Origin of the sequence: Hydrocarboniphaga effusa AP103 (assembly GCF_000271305.1) — a bacterium.
Classification (GTDB): Bacteria; Pseudomonadota; Gammaproteobacteria; order Nevskiales; family Nevskiaceae; genus Hydrocarboniphaga; species Hydrocarboniphaga effusa.
Window position 1 is genome coordinate 1,957,107 of sequence record NZ_AKGD01000001.1, and the last position, 19,899, is coordinate 1,977,005.

The 19,899-nt window shown below is 67.3% G+C and carries 17 protein-coding genes; 10 read left to right on the forward strand and 7 right to left on the reverse strand.

Annotation, left to right across the window (positions count from 1 at the left end; all coding sequences use genetic code 11):
- Positions 1 to 7: 7 nt before the first annotated feature.
- The 5 genes from WQQ_RS08580 to def all read right to left on the reverse strand — a co-directional run bounded on the left by WQQ_RS08580 (position 8) and on the right by def (position 4,742).
- A complete protein-coding gene (locus WQQ_RS08580; RefSeq protein ID WP_040453768.1) occupies positions 8 to 1,591 on the reverse strand; it encodes an MFS transporter in 1,584 nt (527 codons plus the stop codon).
- Between the two features lie 115 nt (positions 1,592 to 1,706).
- Positions 1,707 to 3,005, reverse strand: a complete 1,299-nt coding sequence (gene rsmB / locus WQQ_RS08585; RefSeq protein WP_007184756.1) for a 16S rRNA (cytosine(967)-C(5))-methyltransferase RsmB — start codon at positions 3,003 to 3,005, stop codon at positions 1,707 to 1,709.
- Between the two features lie 70 nt (positions 3,006 to 3,075).
- The gene (locus WQQ_RS08590; RefSeq protein WP_007184757.1) at positions 3,076 to 3,297 is read right to left on the reverse strand and encodes an oxidoreductase-like domain-containing protein; all 222 of its coding nucleotides are present in this window, start codon (positions 3,295 to 3,297) and stop codon (positions 3,076 to 3,078) included.
- Positions 3,294 to 4,223: a methionyl-tRNA formyltransferase gene (fmt, locus tag WQQ_RS08595; RefSeq protein ID WP_007184758.1), complete on the reverse strand. Its 930-nt coding sequence runs from the start codon at positions 4,221 to 4,223 to the stop codon at positions 3,294 to 3,296. The genes WQQ_RS08590 and fmt overlap by 4 nt, the downstream gene beginning before the upstream one ends.
- A 12-nt stretch (positions 4,224 to 4,235) precedes the next feature.
- The gene (gene def / locus WQQ_RS08600; RefSeq protein ID WP_007184759.1) at positions 4,236 to 4,742 is read right to left on the reverse strand and encodes a peptide deformylase; all 507 of its coding nucleotides are present in this window, start codon (positions 4,740 to 4,742) and stop codon (positions 4,236 to 4,238) included.
- 90 nt (positions 4,743 to 4,832) lie between these two features.
- Between def and WQQ_RS08605 the strand changes: the two genes are divergently transcribed.
- The 4 genes from WQQ_RS08605 to WQQ_RS08620 all read left to right on the forward strand — a co-directional run bounded on the left by WQQ_RS08605 (position 4,833) and on the right by WQQ_RS08620 (position 9,406).
- Positions 4,833 to 6,002 carry a LysM peptidoglycan-binding domain-containing protein gene (locus WQQ_RS08605; RefSeq protein WP_007184760.1) on the forward strand — a complete coding sequence of 390 codons (1,170 nt, stop codon included), beginning with the start codon at positions 4,833 to 4,835 and terminating at the stop codon, positions 6,000 to 6,002.
- 64 nt (positions 6,003 to 6,066) lie between these two features.
- On the forward strand, positions 6,067 to 7,281 hold the full coding sequence (gene dprA / locus WQQ_RS08610; protein WP_007184761.1) for a DNA-processing protein DprA: 1,215 nt from the start codon (positions 6,067 to 6,069) through the stop codon (positions 7,279 to 7,281).
- Between the two features lie 163 nt (positions 7,282 to 7,444).
- A complete protein-coding gene (locus WQQ_RS08615) occupies positions 7,445 to 7,912 on the forward strand; it encodes a Smg family protein (protein WP_007184762.1) in 468 nt (155 codons plus the stop codon).
- Between the two features lie 237 nt (positions 7,913 to 8,149).
- Positions 8,150 to 9,406, forward strand: a complete 1,257-nt coding sequence (locus WQQ_RS08620; RefSeq protein WP_007184763.1) for a hypothetical protein — start codon at positions 8,150 to 8,152, stop codon at positions 9,404 to 9,406.
- 94 nt (positions 9,407 to 9,500) lie between these two features.
- Here WQQ_RS08620 and WQQ_RS08625 read toward each other — a convergent pair whose 3' ends face one another.
- Positions 9,501 to 10,070 (reverse strand): TetR/AcrR family transcriptional regulator, encoded by a 570-nt coding sequence (locus WQQ_RS08625; RefSeq protein WP_040453235.1) that lies wholly within the window; start codon positions 10,068 to 10,070, stop codon positions 9,501 to 9,503.
- A 90-nt stretch (positions 10,071 to 10,160) separates the two neighbouring features.
- Between WQQ_RS08625 and WQQ_RS08630 the strand changes: the two genes are divergently transcribed.
- From WQQ_RS08630 to WQQ_RS08650, 5 genes are all read left to right on the forward strand, one after another.
- Positions 10,161 to 10,901 (forward strand): SDR family NAD(P)-dependent oxidoreductase, encoded by a 741-nt coding sequence (locus WQQ_RS08630; RefSeq protein ID WP_040453236.1) that lies wholly within the window; start codon positions 10,161 to 10,163, stop codon positions 10,899 to 10,901.
- 352 nt (positions 10,902 to 11,253) lie between these two features.
- Positions 11,254 to 13,704 carry a DNA topoisomerase I gene (locus WQQ_RS08635; RefSeq protein ID WP_007184766.1) on the forward strand — a complete coding sequence of 817 codons (2,451 nt, stop codon included), beginning with the start codon at positions 11,254 to 11,256 and terminating at the stop codon, positions 13,702 to 13,704.
- Positions 13,701 to 14,282: an L-threonylcarbamoyladenylate synthase type 1 TsaC gene (gene tsaC / locus WQQ_RS08640; RefSeq protein WP_007184767.1), complete on the forward strand. Its 582-nt coding sequence runs from the start codon at positions 13,701 to 13,703 to the stop codon at positions 14,280 to 14,282. Before WQQ_RS08635 ends, tsaC begins: the two co-directional genes overlap by 4 nt.
- Before the next feature lie 63 nt (positions 14,283 to 14,345).
- Complete coding sequence (gene hemF / locus WQQ_RS08645) at positions 14,346 to 15,254, forward strand: oxygen-dependent coproporphyrinogen oxidase (protein WP_007184768.1); 909 nt, start codon at positions 14,346 to 14,348, stop codon at positions 15,252 to 15,254.
- Complete coding sequence (locus tag WQQ_RS08650) at positions 15,251 to 16,189, forward strand: hydrogen peroxide-inducible genes activator (protein ID WP_007184769.1); 939 nt, start codon at positions 15,251 to 15,253, stop codon at positions 16,187 to 16,189. Before hemF ends, WQQ_RS08650 begins: the two co-directional genes overlap by 4 nt.
- Before the next feature lie 72 nt (positions 16,190 to 16,261).
- Here WQQ_RS08650 and WQQ_RS08655 read toward each other — a convergent pair whose 3' ends face one another.
- A complete protein-coding gene (locus WQQ_RS08655; RefSeq protein ID WP_007184770.1) occupies positions 16,262 to 17,638 on the reverse strand; it encodes a peptidoglycan-binding domain-containing protein in 1,377 nt (458 codons plus the stop codon).
- Between the two features lie 209 nt (positions 17,639 to 17,847).
- Here WQQ_RS08655 and WQQ_RS08665 point away from each other — a divergent pair, with 209 nt between their 5' ends.
- On the forward strand, positions 17,848 to 19,893 hold the full coding sequence (locus WQQ_RS08665; RefSeq protein ID WP_007184771.1) for a lytic transglycosylase domain-containing protein: 2,046 nt from the start codon (positions 17,848 to 17,850) through the stop codon (positions 19,891 to 19,893).
- Positions 19,894 to 19,899: the final 6 nt, after the last annotated feature.

A 19,899-nucleotide genomic window follows, 5' to 3' on the forward strand; every position in this document is an offset into this window, starting at 1 on the left:
CTGGCTTTCAAGCCGCTTGCGCCGCTGCCCTGTCCGCAGCGCGCTTGAGTCGAACGGTGTGAAACAACGACCAGCCCAGAAAAACCAGCGACAGCGTCGTCGTCAGCCGAAACACGTCGTTAAACGCGAGCACGTTGGCTTCGCGCGTTGCGGCCTGGCCCAGTTGCGCCATGCCCTGCGCGTTGCGCAGGACCGGATCGGTCTGCGTGCGCGCATAAACCTGCGACTGAATCTGCAGGCGCTGCGCGACGACCGCATCGGCCGGATTGAGGTGCTCGTTGATCTGACTCGAATGCTGCTTCTCGCGAATGACCTGAAACGTGCCGAGCACCGCGGGCCCGAGCAAGCCGCCGATGCTTTGCGTGATCGAGAACAGCACGACGAAGCTCACCAGATACGCAGGCCCGTTCTTGAGCGCCTGCTGCACGCCCATCAGCAGCAGCGGCCCCAGAAACATGCCGGCCGCGAACGACAGCATGCCCTGGCTCAAGTACAAATCATGCGGTCGCGTGAGGCTGGTCGAATCGGTATCGAGATAACTGCCGACGCCGATCAGCACGATCGAACACAGAATCTGCGGCAGCACCGCCATCTGGCTGAAAGTCATCGCACTCGTGACGATGCCGGCGATCAGGGTGACGAACAGCACCGCGTACAGGGGCTGCAATTGATCCGGCCCCATGCCGAGCGTTTGCAGCAGGCCCACGGCGCCGTAGGTCTGCTCGGACAGGATGAAGCGCAGCGAGATCGCACCGAGCGTGAAGCGCAGCATCGCCGCGCTGCCGAGCCAGCGCGTTTGCAGCAGCGGCACCTTGCGATGGTGTTCGATCGCCACCGCGATGGTGATGAGGACGATCGCGCCGATGGCCGCATACGCGATCCAGTCCTGCGCGAGCCACCATTGCACGCGGCCTTGCGCGAGCACCGCGCCGACCAGTGCGAGTCCGGTCGCGAGCAGGCCGAAGGTCAGAAAATCGAGCGGCTCGAACACGCGAATGCGAATGCCCGGCGGCAGCTTGAGCACCACCACGGCCGCCAGCGCGGTGAGCGCGAGCCCCGATTCGAACAGGTACAGCGTGCGCCAGTCACCGAGATCGAGCAGCGCCGGCGACAGCAGCCAGGCCAGCGGCGTCGCGAGTTGCGAAATGCCGATGCCCAGGACGAAGCCGCGCGGCACGTTCTTCTTGCCGAAGGCCTGCAGCATGTAGAGCGTCGCGAGCGTGGTTACGGTGGCGCCGGCCGCACCGCTCGCGGCGCGCACCAGCAAGGCCATCGCAAACGTGTTCGCGAACAGATGCAGCAAGGTGAGCGCGGCATAGATCGGCAGGCCGATCTCGGCGAAACGCGCCATGCCGTACTGCTGGCGAAACTTCACGAGCAGCAGGTTCATCGACACGTTGACCATCAGGTACACGGCCGGCAGCCAGGCGCCCTGGCTCGGCGTGAGCCCGAGTTCGCCCTGGATCGTCGGCAGGTTCGCGGAGACCAGCGCGGTGCCGAGGCCACCGGTCAGGCCGAGCAGGATCGAGATCAGCGCATAGGCCAGCCGCACGCGGCCGCGATGCCGGGGCATCGAAGGCGAGCCCGGCATCGTCGGCTTCTCTTCTTCGCTCCAGTTCGGAACCGGTGACAGATATTCAGGCATGCACGATCCGTCGTCGCCCTCGCGTCAGCGGAGCATTGCACGGCCGTGTGAAAGCGTGAAGCTAGCTGCCGCGTCGCTTCGGCTTGATCAGCTTGGCGTAATAGAAGCCGTCGAAAGGCCCGTTCGGCGCGATGCGCCGGCCGAGCTTGCACGACTCGCCCCAGGCGTTGGTGTCGATGACTTCCTGCTTGGCGTCCGGTATACGCACGAGGAACTGCTTGACCACGTCTTCGCCTTCGCCTTTGAAGATCGAGCACGTCGCATAGACGAGCACGCCACCCGGCGCGAGCAGCGGCCACAGCGCGGTCAGCAGGTTCTTCTGGCGATCGGCGAAGCGCGCGATGTCGTCGGGCCGGCGCAGCCAGCGGATGTCCGGATGACGGCGAATCACGCCGCTGCCCGAACACGGCGCATCGAGGAGGATGCGATCGAACGGCTGCTCGTCCCACCAGCTGCTCGGCCGGCTTGCATCGGCCGCCCTGACGTCGGCGCTCAGGCCGAGCCGCCGCAGGTTCTCGTTGACGCGCGTCAGGCGATCGCGATCGATATCGAGCGCGGTCATCTGCACGTCGGCGAGTTCGAGCGCATGGCTGGTCTTGCCGCCCGGAGCGGCGCAGGCGTCGAGCACGCGCTGGCCGTCTTCGAGATCGAGCAGCTGGCCCATGAGCTGGGCCGAAGCGTCCTGCACCGAGACTTCACCGTCGGCGAAGCCCGGCAGCTTTTCGACCGGCACCGCGGATTCGAGCGCGATCGCCTCGGGCACAGCGTCGATGGCCTGCGCCGCGAGACCCGCCGCCTGCAGCTTGGCGAGATAGCTCGCGCGATCGATACGCCGACGATTCACGCGCAGCACCAGCGGCGCCTGTTCGTTGCTCGCGACGAGCACCGATTCGGCTTCGAGGCCCCAGTCGTCGTAAACGCGCTCGACGATCCACTGCGGAAAGCTGTGCGTGGTCGCCGAATCCCTGGGCAGTGCCGCTTCGAGCGTTTCGCGCTCGCGCTGATAGCGGCGCAGCAGCGCGTTGACGAGCCCGGACATGCGCGGCCTGTCGAGCGCCGCGACCGCTGCAACCGTATCGGCGACGGCCGCATGCGGCGGAATGCGCATGCGGCGCAGCTGGTAGACGCCCACTTCGAGCAGCGCCTGGATTTCGGGCTCGTTTTCGAGTGGTCGTTGCAGCATCGAATTGGCGAGCGCCAGCAGCTGCGCGTGCTCGCGCAGCACGCCGTAGGCCATGCTCTTGATCAGCGGAAGATCGCGCTCGCCGCACTGGCGGCGCGCAGCGGCGATGGCATCGTCGAGGCTCGCGCCCGCCAGTACCTGGGCGACTGCGCGAGCGGCGAGCGCTCGACTGTTCATGGGGGGATTCATCGGTCAACCACAGCGGCAAAAAGGGAGGAATGCGAACGGCGATGCGTTCGCGGCATGTTCAGTCCGCCAGTTTTGGCGATGCGTCGGACTTCGCGGACTGCCTGGCGGCATGTGCGGCCTTGATCGCGCGGCACTCCTGGCGCCAGGCGTCCATTTCTTCGTACCAGCCGTCGAGCACGCAGATCGCGCAGCCGCCGTTGCAGCAATCCGGGCGTTCGGGCTCGGGCGGCAGCACGAGCTCGTCGTCGCGGGTGTCGGCGCTGAGCGGGCTCGTGCTCATGCCAAGCGTGCCCGGCCCAGGTCGCGCCCCTGCATGGCCTGATGCGCGGCGAGCACCTTGCCGCCTGCCCATTGCACCTGGCGCAACAGCAGGCGTCCGCTGCCGGTAGCGATCGCAAGGCCATTTCCATCGACGCCGAGCACGCTACCGGGCTCGGCGTCGGCCGGCGCTGCGTCGACCGCCGCAGCGAACACGCGCAGGCGCTCGCCCGCGAGTTCGGTCCAGGCCACCGGCACCGGGTTGAAGCCGCGCACCGCGCGTTCGAGTTCGACGGCCGTCTTCGTCCAATCCAGGCGCGCTTCGGCCTTGTCGAGCTTGTGCGCGTAGGTGGCGCCGTCGGCCGGCTGCGGCGTCTCGCGCAGCGTGCCGGCTTCGAGCTGGCGCAGCGCCTCGACGATGAGCCTCGCGCCCTGCGCCTGCAGCGCATCGTGCAGCTCGGCGGCGGTGGTCGTCGGCGTGATCGGCGTGGTCTCGATCAGCAGCATCGGGCCGGTGTCGAGCCCGGCGTCCATCTTCATGATCGTCACGCCCGATTCGCTGTCGCCCGCGAGGATCGCGCGCTGGATCGGCGCCGCGCCGCGCCAGCGCGGCAGCAGCGAGGCGTGGATGTTGAAGCAGCCGTGCAGCGGAATATCGAGCACGGCCTGCGGCAGGATCAGCCCGTAGGCGACCACCACCATGAGCTCGGGCTGCAGCGCGCGAAGCTCGGCGATCGCCTCGTCGTTACCGCGCAGCTTGAGCGGCTTGAACACCGGCAATCCAAGCTCGACCGCGCGCTGCGCCACCGGCGAAGGCGTGAGCTTCTGTCCGCGTCCGGCCGGACGATCGGGCTGCGTGTAGACGCCGACGATCTCGTGGCCGGCGGCATGCAGCGCCTCGAGCGCCGCGACCGAGAAGTCCGGCGTGCCGGCGAAGACGAGTTTCAAAACGGGCCGACCCTACGCCGCGCGCGCGGCCTGCTTGCGCAGCTTCTTGAGGATGCGCTCGCGCTTGAGCGAGGAGAGGTAATCGATGTAGAGCTTGCCGTCGAGATGGTCGATCTCGTGCTGGATCGCCTGGGCGCGCAAGCCTTCGACTTCCACTTCGTACGGCGAGCCGTTGCGATCGAAGGCCTTGAGCTTGAGCTTGTTGTAGCGCTGCACCTTGTCGGCGACGTCGGGCACCGACAGGCAGCCTTCTTCCATTTCCTGCTTGTCGCTGGCTTCGACGATGACGGGATTGATGAGCACTTGCGGATCGGGCTTGCCCTCGGCGCCCGCATCCATCACCGCGATGCGCTGGTCGATGCCGACCTGCGTGGCGGCCAGACCGACGCCCGGAGCCGCGTACATGGTCTCGAACATGTCGTCGATGAGCTTCTGCAGCGATGGGCCGAAATCGACAACCGGTCGCGCCTTGATGCGCAACCGCGGGTCGGGATGGTGAAGTATCTCAAGAACGGCCATGGCTAGTATCTGCCTGTAAAGCTAGAGTTTCGAAACCACGCTGGCGACGGGCACTTAGGTCCGCAAAGCCGGCATCAACCGGATGGCGTGATGCCAAATTATAAACGGTCGCAGCCCCCCTTTGGCCGCAGCCCCGCGCCGAAGTTCTGCGCCGGCCTCGGGCTGCTGGCCGCGCTCGTCGCCTGCGCGAGCGCTCCGCCACCCGCCGCACCGTCGCCTCCGCCCGCCTTCGAACCCGTCTCCGCGCCGGCATCCGCCGCATTGCCGATCGCCCCTCAGGTTGCGCCCGTGGCCCTGCGGCCGGACGCGCCGCTGACCTACACGGTGCAGCGCGGCGACACGCTCTGGAGCATCGCCAACCGCTATCTGCTCGACCCCTGGCAGTGGCCGGAAATCTGGATCGTCAACGGCCAGGTCGCGAATCCGCACCTGATCTATCCGGGCGACGTGCTGCAGCTGTCGGTGGTCGATGGCCGGCCGCAACTCGGGCTCGCGGTGGAGCGGCTGTCGCCGCAGATTCGCGAATCGTCCATCGAAGGCGCGATCCCGACCATTCCGCTCGATGCGATCCGCGACTTCCTGCGCGGCCCGCGCCTGGTCACGCCCGAGCAGCTCGCGGCCGCGCCCTATCTGCTGGCCTTCGTCGACGACCACCTGATCGGCGGCGAAGGCAACCTGATCTACGCCAAAAACCTGCCCGCAGGCCAGCCCTACCGCTACGCACTCGTGCGCCCGGGCCAGGTCTATCGCGACCCGGACGACCAGCGCGTGCTCGGCCTCGAAGCGATTCCGGTGGGCCTCGCGGAGGCCAGGCAGTTCGGCCAGCCCGCGACGATGGCGCTCGCCGCGACGTATCGCGAGGCGCTGATCGGCGATCGCCTGCTGCCGGTCGACGACGACGCCTTCAAGGCCGATTTCCACCCGCATGCGCCGACGCATGCGATCGGCGGGCGCATCGTCGCGGCCTTCGACGGCCTTTCGCAGATCAGCCAGTACCAGATCGTGGCGATCAATCGCGGCGCCGAGCAGGGCCTCGAGGCCGGCCACGTGCTGCAGATCCTGCGTCAGGGCGAGCTCGTTCGCGATCCGCATGCGAAGGGTCGCGTGCAGCTGCCCGACCAGCCGGCCGGGCTCATGCTCGTGTTCAAGACCACGGCCCGGCTGTCGTACGCGCTGGTCATGAGCGTGACCCGGCCCGCCCACGTGCTCGACAAGGTCGAAGCGCCCATACCCGGCACGCTGGTGGGCAGCAGTCGTTAGTTAGTCCTCCATTTGGGCCAGCGCCGCCCTTGCCGCTGCGCCGCGCCCCCGCTTAGCGTGGGCCATGACCGACGCCCTCTCGACAGCCGACCAGCGCGCCTGGCTGCAACTGCTGCATTCCCCGCTCGGCACGCCCGAGATTCGCCGGCTCGTCGATGCGTTCGGCAGCGCCGATGCCGCGATCGGCGCCGGTCGCCGCGGCTGGAAGCGGCTTTCGCTGAGCGGGGCCGAACAAAGCGCGCTCGAGACGCCCGACGAAGCCCGGCTCGAACGCGACCTCGCCTGGCTCGCCGGCAGCGGCCACGAGCTGCTCGCCTACACCGATAAACGCTACCCACAGCGGCTGCGCGAGATCGGCGCCTCGCCGCCGGCGCTGTTCTGCATCGGTGACGTCGGGCTGCTCGATGCCCCGCAGCTCGCCATCGTCGGCGCCCGCAGCGCGACCGCCGCCGGGCTCGAAAACGCCCAGGCTTTCGCCGAGGCGCTCGCGAGTCGCGGGCTCGTCATTACGAGTGGCCTGGCGCTCGGCATCGACGGAGCCGCGCATCGCGGGGCGCTCGCGGCCGGCGGCGGTACCATCGCGGTCTGCGGCACCGGGCTCGATCGCGTCTATCCGGCCCAGCATCGCGACCTCGCCCATGCGATCGCCGGCCACGGCCTGCTGATCTCGGAGTTCCTGCCCGGCACGCCGCCGAAGGCCGAGCACTTCCCGCGCCGCAACCGGCTCATCTCGGGCCTGGCGCTCGGCGTGCTGGTGGTCGAGGCGGCACGCGAATCGGGCTCGCTGATCACCGCGAGGCTCGCGGCCGACCAGGGTCGCGAGGTGTTCGCGATCCCGGGCTCCATTCACAACCCGCTCGCGCGCGGCTGCCATCAGCTGATCCGCCAGGGCGCCAAGCTCGTCGAGACCGTCGACGATGTCTTCGTCGAGCTCGCGGGCGTGCTCGGCAGCCTGCTCGAACACCCCGACACCGAGCCCAAAGTCGGCGAGTCCAAGCCGTTCCAGCTCTCGATTCAGACCGGGAATCATGCCCTTACGAACACCCTCTCAGATGAAATCTCCGACAGGAACGCTCCAATTGACACGGAACCGGCGCATGATTTGCGTGTGCTTTTGCAGGCGCTCGACGATGCACCGACCGCGGTCGACCAGCTGACCGAAAGGCTGGGCTGGTCGGCCGAGCGCATCGGCAGCGCGCTCCTCGAAGGCGAGCTGACTGGCCGGCTTGCAAGCGATTCGGTCGGCCGCATCATGCGTCTGAGGCAGACATCCCCCTGAACCCGCCGTCGCGGATTGTTAGGAGAATTAGCCAACAAAAATAAATGGTGACAATTTATCACTCCATCGCTAAGGTGGACATGTGCTTGTTTTCAGGCCGATTCACGGCAAGCAAGCCCTGGCATCGCAGGTCGCTTATTCTTCAAACCGGAATGGGATCGACATGAAAGAAACCGTGCTGGACGTGCTGATGTATCTCTTCGAGAACTATCAACACGGCGAATTCTCCGACACCGACAACCAGGACACGCTGCGCGACGAACTGACCGCCGCCGGCTTCCCGCTCGACGAAGTGGACCACGCCTTCACCTGGCTCGAAGGGCTCTCCGAACAACGCCAGCTGCCGCTCGATTTCAGCGCCGGCCGCTCGATGCGCCTGTACGCGCGCGAAGAGCTCGCCAAGCTGTCACCCGAGTGCCGCGGCTTTCTGCTCAACCTCGAGCAGCTCGGCATTCTCGATTCGGTCAACCGCGAGGTGGTCATCGACCGCCTGATGGCCTTCAACAACGAAATCGACCTCGAGCGCGTGAAATGGGTCTGCCTGCTCGTGCTGATCAACCAGCCCGAGGCCGAGGAGGCTTTCGAGCACGTCGAAGACCTCGTCTATTACCAGGGCGACTATCTGCACTGAGCGGGGCGAAAGGTAACGCAGGTTTCCTGACGGCCGGCGCACCTGAACTGCGCATCAGGCCCGAAAACCTTTCGTGGGAAGCTGATGAACCGCCGGTCGGAGACGACCGGCGGTGTTGATTTCTTACTCCTGCACCGTCGATCCCCGCTCGTTGAGCCGTTCTTCCACCGTCAGAAAAAACCTACAGCAACAGCGGCTTATGGTCCTCCCAGCTTTTCACACCTGGGGGAGATCCCAATGCTCAAGCCGTCCATCAAACTCATTCTTTCGGCCGCTGCGCTCAGCAGCATGACCTTGCTCGTCGCCTGCGGAGGCGGCGGCGGAGCCAGCGGGTCGGACAGCGACACGCCGGACAACCCGTCGATCGGCGGCAATGCCGTCACCGGCCCGCTCGATCCGGTGCAGTCGCAGCTCAGCAGCTCGGTGATCGAGCCGCTCGCCAATACCGTCGACGGCACACCTTTGAAGTCGGTCCTCGTCTGCGCCGACACCATCGTCAACCAGAACGTGCTCGATATCGTCGACACCGTGCTCGCGCCGCTGCAGTCGGCGGCTGCCAACCCGGGTGCGATCAACCAGGCCGCGCTGACCGATGCGATGAACTCGCTCGTCGTCAACCTGAGCACGCTGCTGCAAGGCTTGGCAGGCACCGCCGCGTCCTGCTCCGCCGACGGCTCGCTCTCGCTGGACCAGCTCCAGCAGGTGCTGACCGCTTTGAACGGCACCCCGCTGGCGCCGCTGTCGACCCAGCTCGGCCCAGTCCTGCAGCAGATCGCCACCCAGCTGTCGGCCGGTAGCGGCGGCGGCAACGGCGGCGCGGACCTGCAGCTGTCGAGCGCGGCGGCGCTGGTCGCCCAGCTCAACACCGCCCTGCAGGCGGCGCTCGCGCAGATTCCGGCGCAGGCCTACGAGGTGCCGGTGGTGGGCGGCACGCTGTCGACCATCTCGACGGCGCTGAACGACACCCAGGCCCTGCTCAATTCGGCACTGAACTACAACGCGGCCGGCACCCGCAACGCCCTGCAGACCTTGCTCGACCACCTGCTCGTCAACGTCACCACGCAGATCGTGCCGCTCGCCGCGATCGAAGAGCAGGCCGGCCAGCCCGGCGTGATCAGCAGCCAGATCGCGCAGGCTGCCAACCAGCTCGCCACGCTGGTGGCGGGCACTGTGGGACAGGTGCTTTCGCCGGCCTTCGACAGCCTGCTCAACGGCGCGCTGTCGCCGATCCTCGATCCGATCGAAAACCAGGTGCTGCCGGCAATCCTCGGCCCGCTGACGGCGGCACTCTCGGGCGGCGCCAATGGCGGAACCGGCGGTGCACTCGGCGGCACGGTGCTCGCCCCGGTGGTGAACCTCGTGCAGCAGGTGCTCGGCACCCTGACCGGCGGTCTCGGCGGCGGAACCGGCACGGGTGGCACGGGAACCGGTAGCGGTTCGAGCTGCCCGTTCGCGAACTATCCGCTGCTGTCCATCCTCTGCGGCCGCGGCTGATCCAAAGCGGCCGGGCTCCTATAAATGGTGTGCCCGAGACACGTCTTCGGGCTTCCATGGAGTTGTGGGGCCGGCCTTAGCGCCGGCCTTTTTTTCAAGTCCTCGACGCCTTCCCTGTGCCAATCCCGTCGAGGAACAAGCCCACCAGTTGGCCAATGCGGGGCTTGGGATCGGCCTCGCGCTCCACGGCCAGGGTAATCGCGGTCGCGACACAAACCAGATCGTCGAAACTGACCTCTGCACGGACGGCGCCCGCCGTCTGTGCACGCAACAGCAGTCGCCTACCTTCCTCGGTCGTGGCATGGCAGCCCGCGGTGCCGATTTTCAGCACTGTTCCCAGCGAGGCGGCCAGCCCGCGATAGACCTTGCTACTGATCACGAGTTCTTCGAGATAGGCGCGCACCGCGGCGGCTGGATCGAGGCCTGATGTTCTCTCACGGCTAGCCTGCGCGAACGATACGAAACGCGCACTGTAGGCCGCTGCCAACAGTTCTTCCCGTGTAGGGAAGCGTCTATAGAGCGTTCCGATGCCCACACCGGCGCGCTTGGCGACGTCCTCCAACGACGCGTCGGCACCCCGCTCCAAAAAGACTTCCTCTGCCGCTGTGAGGATGCGTTCACGGTTTCGCTGTGCGTCGGCTCGCAGCGACGTTTCGTCGGCCAATCGGGTATCCCCCTGAAGTTTGCCAAGTGGAGGATACCTCCGCATTATAAACGGAGGTATCCTCCACTTATTCGGAAGCGAGCGGACGACATGAAGCGATTCGACGGTAAGGTCGTGGTGATAACGGGCGGCACAGACGGCATTGGCCTGACGACCGCTCGCTCCTTTGCGGAAGAAGGCGCCCACGTCTATGTCTCCGGCCGCCGACAGGCGCGCCTGGACGAGGCCGTGCGGGAAATCGGCCACGGCGCTGTCGGCGTTCAGGGCGATGTCGCCGAGCTGGACGACCTTGATCGGCTGTATGCGCGGATTCAGCGCGACCATGGCCGTGTGGACATCGTATTCGCCAATGCGGGTGTGTCCGAGTCCGCGCCCATCGGCAGCGTTGCGGAGGACCACTTCGACCGCGTCTTCAACACCAACGTCAAGGGCATGGTGTTCACCGTGCAAAAAGCCTTGCCGCTGATGTCGGTAGGCGGGGCGATAGTGCTGGCCGGCTCGGGTGCAGGCAGCAAGGGCTTCGCCAACCTCTCGATCTACAGCGCCACCAAGGCGGCTATCCGCTCCTTCGCGCGGACTTGGACGGCCGACCTGAAAGACCGGGGCATCCGCGTCAACGTGGTCTCGCCCGGCATGGTGCTGACACCCGCAATGCAGACCTACCTGCAGGACAATGCCGGCGCCGAGGAATGGATGCTGCAGACCATTCCGTTTGGCAGGCTCGCCCGGACCGAGGAGATCGCCAAAGCAGTGCTCTTTCTTGCATCGGGCGAGAGCAGTTTCGTCGGCGGCGAGGAGCTGCTCGTCGATGGCGGGTTTGTGGCGGTCTGATGTGCTCGCAGCGCCTACAAGCTCCGGTCCGCGTAGCCGGATTTAGGCTCTGGCTCAAGCCTGAGGCCGCCGTAGCGCAATATCCCCAAGCTTCCGTGAGGCTTATGGCTCGGATGCAGCACCTTCGCACCCGCGACCCGGACACTTTCCAAGCCCGCGTCAGATATGGATTTGCGCCAGCTTCGGTGGGAGCAGAAATCTGTTGACAGCGGACATTTTTCATTGCGATTACCCGTCGAAAACCGGGCCCGGAGAGTTGAAATCTTCGAAAGTCTCGCTAGACAGGCGCGGCGGCTTCCCTTTATAAGCACGGTCCCGCGGCCACCCCGGCCCGCGCCCAGCAGTGGCGGGAATGAGCAAGAATCTGGTTATCGTCGAGTCGCCGGCCAAGGCCAAGACGATCAAGAAGTACCTCGGCAAGGATTACGAAGTGCTCGCTTCGTACGGACACGTGCGCGACCTGGTGCCCAAGGACGGCGCGGTCGATCCGGAAGCCGATTTCCAGATGAAGTACCAGATCATCGACCGCAACGAGAAGCACGTGCGGGCAATCACCAGCGCCCTGAAGGACGCCGACTCGCTCTATCTGGCCACCGACCCTGATCGCGAGGGCGAGGCCATTTCCTGGCATCTGGTCGAGTTGCTGAAAGAGAAGAACGCGCTCAAGGGCAAGACCGTCAAGCGCGTGGTGTTTCACGAAATCACCCAGCGCGCGGTCAGCGAGGCCATCGCCCATCCGCGCGATATCGCCGACGATCTCGTCAACGCCCAGCAGGCGCGCCGTGCGCTCGACTACCTGGTCGGCTTCAACCTGTCGCCGCTGCTCTGGCGCAAGGTGCAGCCGGGCCTGTCGGCCGGCCGCGTGCAGTCGCCGGCCCTGCGCCTGATCTGCGAGCGTGAGGAAGAGATCAAGGCCTTCGTCGCCCAGGAATACTGGACGCTCGAAGCGCGCGCGCAGAAGGAAGCGCAGTCGTTCTCGGCCAAGCTCATCGAGCTCGACGGGCAGAAAGTCGAACAGTTCACGCTGACCGAGGAAGGCGGCGCCGAGGCCGCGCGCAAGCGCATCCTCGCGGCTGCGCAGGGTTCGCTCAAAGTCGCCAGCGTCGACAAGAAGCAGCGCCGCCGCAATCCGTCGCCGCCGTTCACGACCTCGACGCTGCAGCAGGAAGCCAACCGCAAGCTCGGCTTCACGTCGAGTCGCACGATGCGCACCGCGCAGCAGCTTTATGAAGGCGTCGACCTCGGCGGCGACACCGTCGGCCTGATCAGCTACATGCGTACCGACTCGGTGAGCCTCGCGCAGGAAGCGATCGCCGAGATCCGCAAGACCATCGTCAGCGAATTCGGTGCCAGCACGCTGCCGCCCGAACCGCGCTACTACAAGAGCAAGAGCAAGAACGCCCAGGAAGCGCACGAAGCCGTGCGCCCGACCTCGGCGCTGCGCACGCCCAAGTCCGTCGCACGCTACCTGACGCCCGACCAGGCCAAGCTCTATGAGCTGATCTGGAAGCGCACGATGGCCTGCCAGATGACCGCCGCGGTGTTCGACACCGTGGCCGCCGACTTGAAGGCCGGCGCGCAGCACGCGTTCCGCGCCAACGGCTCGGTACTGCTCGAGCCGGGCTTTCTGGCCGCGTACAACATCAAGGTCACCGACCCGCTCGACAAGAGCGAGGACGACGACGAGGACGACAAGCGCCTGCCGGTGCTTGTGGTCGGCGAGACCGTGAACCTGCTCGAGCTCGACGCCGAGCAGCATTTCACCCAGCCGCCGCCGCGCTACACCGAAGCTTCGCTGGTCAAGACGCTCGAAGAATTCGACATCGGCCGTCCGTCGACCTACGCGACCATCATCAGCACGCTGCAGGCGCGCGACTACGTACGCCTGGACGGCAAGCAGTTCACCCCGACCGACGTCGGCATGATCGTCAACAAGTTCCTGACCGATCACTTCAACCAGTACGTCGATTACGAGTTCACCGCCAAGCTCGAAGATTCGCTCGACGAAGTCTCGCGCGGCGAGAAAGCCTGGCAGCCGCTGCTCGCCGACTTCTGGGGCAGCTTCAAGCCGCGCGTCGACGAGAAGATGGAGCTGTCGCGCCAGGAAGTCTCGGAAGCGCGCCAGATCGGCATCGACCCCGAAACCGGCAAGCCGGTGTCCGCGCGCCTGGGCCGCTTCGGGCCGTTCGTGCAGATCGGCACCAAGGACGACCCCGAGAAGCCGCGCTTCGCCTCGCTGCGCGCCAACCAGCGCATCGACACGATCACGCTCGAGGATGCGCTGGCCCTGTTCCAACTGCCGCGCCGGCTCGGCACGCTGCCGAACGGCGAAGAAGTGAAGGTCAACATCGGCCGCTTCGGGCCCTACGTGCAGCACGGCAAGAGCTACGTCTCGCTCAAGCGCGACGACGATCCGTACACCATCGGCCTGCCGCGCGCGATCGAGCTGATCGAGCAGAAGGCGGCCGCGCTCGAAGCCGCGACGATCAAGGTCTTCGACGGCACCGGCATCCGCATCGTCAAGGGCCGCTTCGGGCCCTACATCACCGATGGCACGCGCCGGGCGAACATTCCGAAGACGCGCGATCCGGAATCGCTGTCGGCCCTGGATTGTGAGTTTTTCTTGAACGAAGCTGCTCTTAGGGATAAACCCGCAAAGGGCAAGAAGGGCGGGAAGTCGGCCGACAAGGCGGACGCTGCGGCCAAGGCCGCCACCAAGAAGGCCTCCGCGAAGAAGGCCCCGGCCAAGAAGAGCGCCACCAAGAAAGCGGTCAAGAAATCGTCCGCGAAGAAGAAGTCTTGAAGCCCGCCAAGTTCGACGCACCAGTCGTCAGCTCGATCCATCTGCGCCAGGCCCACAAGGCCCTGCGCGACGGCGGGCTGATCGCGTACCCGACCGAAGCCGTCTGGGGCCTGGGTTGCGACCCGCTGAACCGGTCCGCGGTCATGCGCCTGCTCGAACTCAAGCGCCGCCCGGCCGAGAAGGGGCTCATCGTCATCGCCTCGCATTTCGAGGACATCGAGCCCTGGCTGCAGCCGCTCAACGAGAAGATCGAAGAGCGCGCCTACCGCACCTGGCCCGGCCCGTTCACCTGGCTGTGGCCGGCGACGCCCGCGGCCCCGCCGTGGATCACCGGCGGCAGCGGCAAGATCGCGGTGCGCCTGACGCGCCAGCCGGTCGCCCAGGCACTCTGCGATGCGGTCGGCCCGGTGGTTTCGACCAGCGCGAACCTCAGCGGCCAGGCGCCCGCCAAAACCCTCACCGAAGTGCGCCTGCGCTTCGGCAGGCAGATCGACGCGGTCGTCCCCGGAGCGCTCGGCCGCTCGGCCCGGCCGACGGTGATTCGCGATCTGCTGTCCGGACGCACGGTCCGCGCCTGAGGCCGGGAGACGGCAGACCGGAGACGGGTTAGCCTTTCGGCTCCTTCCGTTCCGTCTTTCGCAATGAATTCCGCCGCCGTCGAAACCTATCTGCGCGAGCTGCAGGCGCGCATCTGCAGCGCCCTCGAAACTGCCGACGGCTCGAAGAAATTCCTCGCCGACGCCTGGCGCAAGCCCGACGACGCGCCGCTGCGCGGTGACGGCGTCACCCGCATCCTCGAAGGCGGCGAGCTGTTCGAGCGCGCCGGCGTGGGCTTCTCGCTCGTCGCGGGTGACCGGCTGCCGCCGTCGGCGAGCGCCAACCGGCCCGAACTCGCGGGCCGCGGCTTTCGCGCGATGGGCGTGTCGCTGGTGCTGCATCCACGCAATCCGTACATTCCGACCGCGCACGCCAACGTGCGCTACTTCGTCGCCGAAAAGCCCGGCGAAGAACCCGTCTGGTGGTTCGGCGGCGGCTTCGACCTGACCCCGTATTACGTATTCGAGGAGGACGCCAGGCACTGGCATTCGGTCGCCCGCAAGGCCTGCGCGGCGAGCGGCGACGGCGTCTACGAGCGCCTCAAGCGCCAGTGTGACGACTACTTCCTGCTCAAGCATCGCGGCGAGACGCGCGGCGTCGGCGGGCTGTTCTTCGACGACTGGCACGAGGGCGGCTTCGACGCCAGCTTCGGCCTCATGCGCAGCGTCGGCGACGGCTTTCTCGAGGCCTACCTGCCGATCGTCGAGCGCCGTCGGGCGACGGCTTACGGCGAACGCGAGCGCGCCTGGCAGTTGTACCGGCGCGGCCGCTACGTCGAGTTCAACCTCGTGTTCGACCGCGGCACCCTGTTCGGCCTGCAGTCCGGCGGGCGCACCGAATCGATCCTGATGTCGATGCCGCCGCTCGCGAGCTGGCAATACCAGTTCGAGCCCGAAGCCGGCAGCGCCGAGGCCGCGCTCGCCCAATACCTTACGCCGCGCGACTGGCTATGACGCTCACCGAACTGCGCTACCTCGTCAATCTCGACAAGGAACGCCATTTCGGTCGCGCGGCCGAGCGCTCCTTCGTCTCGCAGCCGACGCTGTCGGTGGCCGTCAAGAAGCTCGAGGACGAGCTCGGCGTGCTGCTGTTCGAGCGCAACCGCGGCGAAGCGCGGCCGACGCCGGTCGGCGAGCGCGTGATCGCTCAGGCCCGCCGCGTGCTGGCCGAGGCCAAGCTCGTCGAGGACATCGCCCACGAAGGCCGCGACGAGCTGTCCGGCCCGCTGCGTTTCGGCGCGATCTACACGGTCGGGCCCTACCTGCTGCCGCACCTGATTCCGGTGCTGCGCGAGCGCACGCCGACGATGCCGCTGGTGATCGAGGAGAACTTCACCGCCAAGCTGCTCGAGCAGCTGCGCGACAACGAGCTCGACGTCGCCGTCGTCGCGCTGCCGATCGACCAGCAGAACCTCATGGCCTGGCCGCTCTACGACGAGGATTTCGTCGTGCTGCTGCCGCAGGACCATCGCTGGAACCACGAGGACGCGATTCCCGCGCGCAAGCTCGCCGAGGAGCATCTGCTGCTGCTGGGCCCGGGCCATTGCTTCCGCGACCAGGTCGTCGAGGCCTGTCCGAAGTGCGTCGACCCGGACGGCGAGGGCCCGCGCGCGCAGACCGGCAGCTCGCTCGAAACCATTCGCCACATGGTCGCCGGCGGGCTCGGCATCACCGTGCTGCCGCGATCGTCGGTCGAGAACCGCAGCGACGATTCCGGGCTCATCGTCGCCAAGCCGTTCGCGGCCAAGCCGCCGTCGCGGCGCATCGCGCTGGTCTGGCGCAAGACCTTCCCGCGCCTGGCCGCGATCACCGCGCTGCACGACGCGATCCTCGCCAGCCCGTTGCGCGGCGTGAGCCTGCTGCCGCAAGCCGGCAGGCTCGATTCCTGAGCCGGACCGTCGAGCAACGAAAAGCCCGCGATGTACGCGGGCTTTTTCTGTCGAGTTGAACCGAGGCCGGTCCTAGCCGTACGAGCTGACCCCGAGCGCCTGCAAGGTCTGCAGGTTCAGGTAACGATCTTCCGGCAGGCCCTTGGAGCGCTGGTAGGCATTGAGCGCGTCCATGGTCCTGGCGCCGGCCTTGCCGTCGATCGGGCCCGGATCGAAGCCGGCGCTCTTGAGCGCGCGCTGCACGCGCGTGACGGTGCTGTCGTTCATGTTGGTTTCGCAGAGCACCGGCCGCCATTCGAGCGTCGACGGGGCGGTGAGTTCGCGGGCGGTGATGCTGCCCATCTGGTCGGGCACGCGAACGGTGTTGTAGCTGGCCGGCTGCACGAGGCGTTGCACGGTCATCGTCGAACGCTGCTCGGGCACCACCACGCGGCGCACCTGGGCCGGCTGGTCGACCACGCGGCGCGTCACCGTGCGGTATTCGCCGGGCACCTGCACTTCGCGCATCTGCGGCTGCTGCTTGAGCACCTTGCGCGTGACGGTCTTGTAGACGGCCGGCTCTTCGACCAGGCACATGACTTCACCGGTGGCATTGTCGACGCGCTGGATCGGACCGCGGCCGCGCTTCCAGGTCTGGCGGGCCGGGGTTTCGAGGATGCGCTCGGACACCGTCTCGTAGACTGGTTCGCTGGCCAGGTAGCGCACCGACGGCGGCGACACTTCGACGCGCTCGGACACCGTCTTGAAGGTGGCCGGAATGATCTCGAGGCGCTCGTAGGATTCGTTCGAAACGTAGCTCTGCTGTTGCGATTCGTAGCGCGCCGGCGTGACCTGGATGCTGTCGTAGCCCGGACGCACGACGTAGTCGCGCGAGACGCTGCGGTACTGCTCGGGCGTGCGCACGAGCGCGTAGCACTCGCCGGGGCGCGCGGACTGGGGCATCGGCGGAATCACCGCGCCGCTGGAACTGCCGGCGTAATCCCCCGCGTAGTAGTCGGTCTGCGCGTAACCCGGACCCTCGGTCGGCATAGCGGTCTGGGTGACCGGCGCCGAATAGCTGGTCTGCACGGCCGGCACCAGCGCCGGCTGCACGCCCTGTGTGACCAGGCCGGTCGTCGTGATCGAGGACAGGCCCGAGCCGCTGCGCTGCCACTGGGCGAGACGCTCGGCGGTGATGCGCTGCTCGTCCTCGGCGCGCGTGGACTTTTTGTAGGCCGGCGTAGCGCGCGGATCGGGCAGCGTGTTCTCGAATTCGAACGAGGGATGCGGCGGCGTGGTGCCGGATTCGTTGTAGCTCGGCAAACGCGAGCTGGATTGCGGCGGCGGGATGATGCCGGCCGGAGGCGGAATGCGGGGGGTGTGGGCGGCGGCATATTCGCCGCTGTCGGCGACCGGCGTCGACACACAAGCGGACAGCACCGACGTCATGAACGCCGACAGCACGGCCATGGCAAGAGCCTTTCGTTTACGCCTCAACATGTTCCCTTGCCTTTACCAGCTCGTTTACAGACGCGTTTCGCCGGGATGGTAGCTTGCCGTTCGCATGCCGTCTAAGCATCGGGATGCTTTGTCTATATGACACCCGACTCGGGCCCACGGACCGGCCAAACGACGATCGGGAATCGGCTCGGTTCAGCCCGCGCGGCTAAGATGGCGGTGTGAACGACCGACCCGCCAACCCCCGACGCGCCGGCCTGCCACTGCGCCGGCTCAGCTTCGTGCTGTGCACCAGCCTGGGCCTGACCGCCCAGGCGCAGCAGCCCGCTCCGCCGGTCGATCCCTACGCCGCGGTTCGCGCCGAGTTCGTCCAGCAGCTCAGTGCGCTCGAAGCGATGCCGGCCCCACAGCTCGCCGGCAGCACTGGCGAGGCTTCGGATGCGCTGCGCGGCTACATGCTCTACCCGTATCTCGAGGCTCAGCGCCTGCGCATGCCGATGCGCTATGGCCTGGCGCCAGACGACACCGCGATCGCGGCGTTGCTGGGCCGCGACGGCGACGCGCCGTGGACGCGTGACCTGCGCCGCGACTGGCTGCTCGACCTGGCGCGCCGCCAGCGCTGGCCGGACTTCATCAAGCACTACGCCAACAACCGCGCCGACGCCCGGCTCAAGTGCGAACGACTGCGCGCGCTCACGGCCACGCCGCCGGCCGAGCCCGCTGCGCTCGCCCAGCTGCAGGACACGCTGCTCGGCGTCTGGATGACCGGCTCGCAGCTGCCGGACGCCTGCGTCGCCCCGTTCGAATGGGCACGCGGCCAGGGCTGGCTGACGCCCGAGCGCAACGAGCGCCGGGCCCGCCTGGCGCTCGAAGCCGGCAATGCCGACCTCGCCCTGTTCCTGCTCAAGTCGCTGCCGCCCGAGGCAGCGCCGCCGTTGCGCGGATGGGCCCGGCTGCTCGGCAATCCCGATCGCGAGATCGATGCGCTGATCGCGGGTGGCCCGGCGCTGATCAACCAGCAGGAGCCGGCCGCGATCGCCGCCGCGGTGATCAAGATTTCGCGGCGCGATCCGCTCGCCGCGGCTCCGCGCGTCAATGCGCTGATCGCGGCCTGCGGCAGCCCGTGCCCGCTCGCGTCGCCGGCGACGCCCGGAGAATTGCGCCGCGAGGTCGCGCTCGGTCACGCCTGGAGCCGCTTGCCGGGTTCGGTCACCGCGTTCCAGCAGGTGGATCTCGCAGCGCTGGACGAGCGGGCGCACGAGTGGCGCGTGCGTGCGGCGCTGTGGATCGGCCAATGGTCGCTGGCCGCCAGCTGGATCGACCAGATGCCGGCGACGCTCGCGGCGCAACCGCGCTGGCGCTACTGGAAGGCTCGCGCGCGCGCCGCCAAGGGCGATGCCGAGGGTGCGAAAGTCGCGAAAGATTTGTACGAAGGCCTGCTCGCCGAGAACGGCTACTACCCGCTGCTCGCCGCCGGGCGCCTGGGTCGCGGCTTCACGCCGACGCAGATCTCCGCTCCGCAGGATCCGGCGCTGCAGCGCCAGCTCGTGCAGCAGCCCGGCGTGCAGCGCGCCCGCGAACTCTGGCTCGCCGGGCGCAGCGAATGGTCGTCGCTCGAATGGGGCGAAACGCTGGCCTCGCTGACGCCGGCCCAGGCGATGCAGGCCGCGCGGCTGCCAGGCACCTGGAACGCCTGGGTGCAGACCGTCACCGCCGCGAGCAAGGCGCAGGTGTTCGACGATTTCGAGCTGCTCTATCCGCGTCCGTTCGAGTCCGAAGTGCAGGCTGCGGCCAAGCTTTCGGGCGTGCCGAGCCAATGGATCTTCGCGGTCATGCGCCAGGAAAGCCTCTACGACCCGCGCGCGCGCTCCAGGGCCGATGCACTCGGCCTGCTGCAGATGCTCGTGAGCACCGCGCGCGAGACCGCGCGCCGCCAGGGCCAGCCCGCGCCCGACGCTAGCGCGCTGCTGGACCCGGCCGTCAACACGCGGCTCGGGGCGTTGCACCTCAAGGAGCTGCTCGATCGCTACGAGCAGGAATTCATGCTCGTGCTCGGCGCCTACAACGCCGGACCGCGACCGGTGCAACGCTGGCGCCCGCCCACGGAATCGCTCGATGCCGATGTCTGGATCGAGAACGTCCCTTACAACGAAACCCGCAGCTACATTCAGCGCGTGACCTGGCACAGCGCGGTGTTCGGCTGGCGAGCGACCGGGCAGCCGCAATCGGCCGACAAGCTGCTCAAGCCGATCACGCCGGGCGGTTGAGGCCGA

Excerpts from the sequence above, each read along its gene's own strand:
- WQQ_RS08580 (WP_040453768.1), bottom strand. The coding sequence starts at position 1,591 with ATGCCGGGCTCGCCTTCGATGCCCCGGCATCGCGGCCGCGTGCGGCTG.
- rsmB (WP_007184756.1), bottom strand. The coding sequence starts at position 3,005 with ATGAACAGTCGAGCGCTCGCCGCTCGCGCAGTCGCCCAGGTACTGGCG.
- WQQ_RS08590 (WP_007184757.1), bottom strand. The coding sequence starts at position 3,297 with ATGAGCACGAGCCCGCTCAGCGCCGACACCCGCGACGACGAGCTCGTG.
- def (WP_007184759.1), bottom strand. The coding sequence starts at position 4,742 with ATGGCCGTTCTTGAGATACTTCACCATCCCGACCCGCGGTTGCGCATC.
- WQQ_RS08605 (WP_007184760.1), top strand. The coding sequence starts at position 4,833 with ATGCCAAATTATAAACGGTCGCAGCCCCCCTTTGGCCGCAGCCCCGCG.
- dprA (WP_007184761.1), top strand. The coding sequence starts at position 6,067 with ATGACCGACGCCCTCTCGACAGCCGACCAGCGCGCCTGGCTGCAACTG.
- WQQ_RS08615 (WP_007184762.1), top strand. The coding sequence starts at position 7,445 with ATGAAAGAAACCGTGCTGGACGTGCTGATGTATCTCTTCGAGAACTAT.
- WQQ_RS08620 (WP_007184763.1), top strand. The coding sequence starts at position 8,150 with ATGCTCAAGCCGTCCATCAAACTCATTCTTTCGGCCGCTGCGCTCAGC.
- WQQ_RS08630 (WP_040453236.1), top strand. The coding sequence starts at position 10,161 with ATGAAGCGATTCGACGGTAAGGTCGTGGTGATAACGGGCGGCACAGAC.
- WQQ_RS08635 (WP_007184766.1), top strand. The coding sequence starts at position 11,254 with ATGAGCAAGAATCTGGTTATCGTCGAGTCGCCGGCCAAGGCCAAGACG.
- hemF (WP_007184768.1), top strand. The coding sequence starts at position 14,346 with ATGAATTCCGCCGCCGTCGAAACCTATCTGCGCGAGCTGCAGGCGCGC.
- WQQ_RS08650 (WP_007184769.1), top strand. The coding sequence starts at position 15,251 with ATGACGCTCACCGAACTGCGCTACCTCGTCAATCTCGACAAGGAACGC.
- WQQ_RS08655 (WP_007184770.1), bottom strand. The coding sequence starts at position 17,638 with ATGGCCGTGCTGTCGGCGTTCATGACGTCGGTGCTGTCCGCTTGTGTG.